We start from the raw sequence: 3,821 nt of genomic DNA on the forward strand, positions 1-3,821 counted from the left end.
ATGGTGAGTTTCGGATATGTATTTGTTATTATTGCGTCAGCATTATTATTTGGTGAAACAATCAATTTCATGAAAATTACTGGAATGGTATGTATAGTAGCTGGCATTTTATTTATTGCAAAATCATAGGAGGTAAAGCAATGGGAACATATTTATATTGTATACTTCCATTTATAGCTTGGGTAGCTTCGGGAGTATTGAAATTTTTAGTGAATTATCTTCGTTCTGGAAAAGATGCTTTTCGTTTAGTTGGAAACGGTGGATTTCCTAGTACGCATACAACGATTTTATCAAGTATGGTCATGACAATAGGGTTTCATGAAGGTTTTAATACGCCGATGTTTGGAATCGGGATGGCAATTTTAACAATTGTTATCATTGATGCCACAGGACTTCGCCGTACAGTTGGTAAACATGCAAAAATGTTGAATAAACATATTAGTTCGAAAGAAGAGAAATTAAGAGAGCGTCAAGGACATCATTGGCATGAAATTTTTGGTGGACTTGTGTTAGGAACAGTTATTGGGTACGTGGCACATCTAATTATGGTATTTCTACCTTAGAGAGGAGAAGAAGCATTGAGTATTTGGAATAATTATAAAGGAAAGGGGATATTAGCCCTTGTCCTTTTCATTTTTTATTGTTCGTTTTATTTTTTCATTGGTTGGAAAATGGATACTCACTCCAAAATTTTGAGTGGGGAGTGGAGTGATACCTATTTTTCTTTTGATCAAGGATATTACATTTTTGGTTTTTTCCTTGAGAGAGGAGAGATAGTAGGGATGAGCTGGTTCCGACATCCATTCCTTTATTATTTTGTTCAAGGATTCATGTGGATACTTGAAACAGTAAAAGTAGGGAATATAGTACACGGTATTATATTCATTCAAGCATTCTTAAGTGCAATTAGTGTAGTGATGATCTATGCATTATGCTGTAAAATTTGTAAGAATGTAATTGTTTCTTTCCTATTAGCGGTTATGTACGGATTTTCAGCTACTATGTTAGTTATTACGTGGACACCGGAATCTTTTATTTATGCAAATTTCACATTGGTACTGATGTGTTTTGTGTGTTATCCATTTATTAATGGGGAAAAAGAAGCAAAAATGGGGTTCAATATTACCAATATATTATTGGCATTAGGAATAACTGGGGTCACTTTAACTAATTCGTTTCTGTGGTTTTTAGGTAGTGTAATGAGTTATAAAAAATTGCAGAAAAAAATTATTTGGACTAGTATTTCTATTGTTATTGTCGTGATTACGTTTGTTTTAGTAATGAACGCAAATAATGTAGTTCTTATCGAGGCAGTGAAGTCTAGTATGGGCTTTACGCAAGAACAGAGTTTTTCACCAGAATACGTCAAACCAGTAGGTATATTGATGTTTCATCTATTATTAGGATCTTCCTTTATCTTTGGTAAATTTTCAGAAGTACCATTGCGAGTAGGAAGTGAAGTTGCACATTTGAACCTTCTTCCTTCACATACTATAATCGGTTGGATTGTAGTTGTATCCGTGTATGCTTTTATATTGGTAGTTGTATGGAAAAACTTTTTAAAAGAACCTTTTGTAAGGTTTTTAAGTTTATGTTTACTATTTAATATTGTTTTACATGGAATTGTTGGCTTTGGAGCATCTGAAGCATTTATTTATGGGGCACATATGGTATTTACAATACCTTTATTATTGGCATATGGCTTTAAAGTGATGAGACGTATAAAAGTAGTCGGTTTATGTATAATATTACTATTAATATTAATAAATAATTTTGAGAGTATGTTATATTTCTATCATTTTGCAGTCTCGAACTACTCTTTATAATAAAATAGATTTTTAATAAAAGGGTACTTTAGATAGGATGTCTAAAGTACCCTTTTATTATTCCTTAAAAATAGATACAAAATAAAAGTCCGAATTATCGCATTTTAGAAAAAATATAGTTATAATAAAAATAGAGAAATTTAGGGGGTCTGAACATGTTTCAAGTACAAAAAGAATTAGCAGGTCATGAAGCGGTAATTGTTGCTTTATTTGAAGAAGAGAAAATGAGTAGTTTTGTACAAGAACTGGACAAAGCGTTTGAAGGGCAATTACAAGTTTTACTAGAAGAGAAAGAATTATCTACGAAGAAAAAGGCCATTTCAAAAGTACATAGCTTAGGGAAAACAAATGTGAAACGTTATTACTTTGTTGGTTTAGGAAAGAAGGAATCTTACACGACAGAAACGTTACGTGCGGCTCTTGGTAAGGCGTTTAAAACACTGCAAGCAGCAAAAGTACAAGATGCAGCAATCTTACTTGATTCTTTCGTAACAGAGAAATTAGACGCGATTGATGTCGCTCATATTGCAGCAGAGGTACAAGGCCTTGGTACATATGAATTACAAACGTATAAATCAGATAAAAAGGATCGTGTAGAGTTAGAGAAGTTCACGGCTATTACAGCGGAAGATGCACAAGAAATTGAAGCCGCATTAACAGTTGGCTACGTACATGGACGTGCAACAAATTCAGCTCGTACACTTGTAAATATGCCGCCAAACGTATTAACAGCGACAAAGCTTGCTGAGTATGCTGTTGAATTAGCGGAGAAGTATGATATGGACTATAAAGTTCTTGAGAAAGAAGAAATGGAAGACCTTGGTATGGGTGCGTTACTTGCAGTAAACCAAGGTAGTGTAGAGCCACCAAAAATGATCGCTCTTATTTATAAAGGAAAAGAAGAGTGGACAGATGTCATTGGGTTCGTTGGAAAAGGTATTACATACGATACAGGTGGTTATTCTTTAAAACCACGTGAAGGCATGGTTGGTATGAAAGGTGATATGGGCGGTGCAGCTGCTGTATTAGGTGCGATGGAAATTATCGGTGAACTTCGCCCAGAACAAAATGTGATCGCTGTTATTCCTTCAACTGATAACGTTGTAAGTGGTACGGCATTTAAGCCAGACGATGTAATCACATCTATGAGCGGAAAAACAATTGAAGTATTAAATACGGATGCAGAAGGTCGTCTAGCTTTAGCTGACGGTATTACGTATGCGAAAAAACTTGGTGCAAACTACCTTGTTGATGTTGCAACATTAACAGGCGGTGTAATTGTTGCACTTGGAAACTATACGACAGGCGCAATGACAAATAATGAAGAGTTATTTGAGCAAGTGCTAGAGGCTTCTATGGAAACAGATGAGCCAATTTGGCAACTACCGATTTTTGATCGTGATAAAGAACGCGTTCGAAACAGCAAGTTTGCTGATTTAAATAACTCACCAGGCCGTGAAGGACATGCGGTTATGGCAGGTACATTCTTAGGCGAATTCGCTGAAGATACACCGTGGGTACACTTAGATATCGCTGGAACATCAGAAACAAAAGGCGCGCACGACTTAGGTCCAGCTGGAGCAACTGGTGCAATGGTACGTACACTTGCAACACTTGTGGAGCGTTTTGGAGAAGAATAATTTTTTGAAGAAAAGGCTGTCTCAAATTTTTGAGGCAGCCTTTTTTATTGGTATTTAATAGTTGATTTTCAATGTTATACTTATGTGATATAATCTTTCCTGTATTAGAAGTAAATAACAATTGAATAGGGAGGGAAAGAAGAGAGTGACAAAATAGAAGCACTCTTATTATTATGAGGGAAGGAACTTTATCTCAACAAAATATAGTTGTATTGTTTTTTAAACAGTTACGCCCGAAACAGTGGACTAAAAACTTGCTTGTATTTGCAGCGTTAGTCTTTTCGATAAAACAAGTATCTTTAACTATGGTGGCACAAGCTGCAATTTGTTTTGCACTATTTTGTGCAATATCTGG

The 3,821-nt window shown here is 35.3% G+C and carries 3 protein-coding genes and 2 pseudogenes; all 5 read left to right on the top strand.

Going from position 1 to position 3,821, the window contains the following annotated elements; all coding sequences use genetic code 11:
- Positions 1-129: pseudogene (locus tag DN401_RS29485) on the top strand (EamA family transporter); the annotation flags it as partial.
- Between the two features lie 11 nt (positions 130-140).
- Positions 141-563: a divergent PAP2 family protein gene (locus DN401_RS29490; RefSeq protein ID WP_086385262.1), complete on the top strand. Its 423-nt coding sequence runs from the start codon at positions 141-143 to the stop codon at positions 561-563.
- Positions 564-578: 15 nt separating this feature from the next.
- Positions 579-1,826, top strand: coding sequence for a DUF6080 domain-containing protein (locus DN401_RS29495; protein WP_071740797.1), 1,248 nt, complete (start codon positions 579-581; stop codon positions 1,824-1,826).
- Positions 1,827-1,981: 155 nt separating this feature from the next.
- Complete coding sequence (gene pepA, locus DN401_RS29500; RefSeq protein ID WP_000487944.1) at positions 1,982-3,466, top strand: cytosol aminopeptidase; 1,485 nt, start codon at positions 1,982-1,984, stop codon at positions 3,464-3,466.
- Positions 3,467-3,639: 173 nt separating this feature from the next.
- Positions 3,640-3,821 (top strand): annotated as a pseudogene (locus tag DN401_RS30040) (decaprenyl-phosphate phosphoribosyltransferase); the annotation flags it as partial.

Origin of the sequence: Bacillus sp. BF2-3 (assembly GCF_008368795.1) — a bacterium.
GTDB classification, from domain to species: domain Bacteria; phylum Bacillota; class Bacilli; order Bacillales; family Bacillaceae_G; genus Bacillus_A; species Bacillus_A cereus.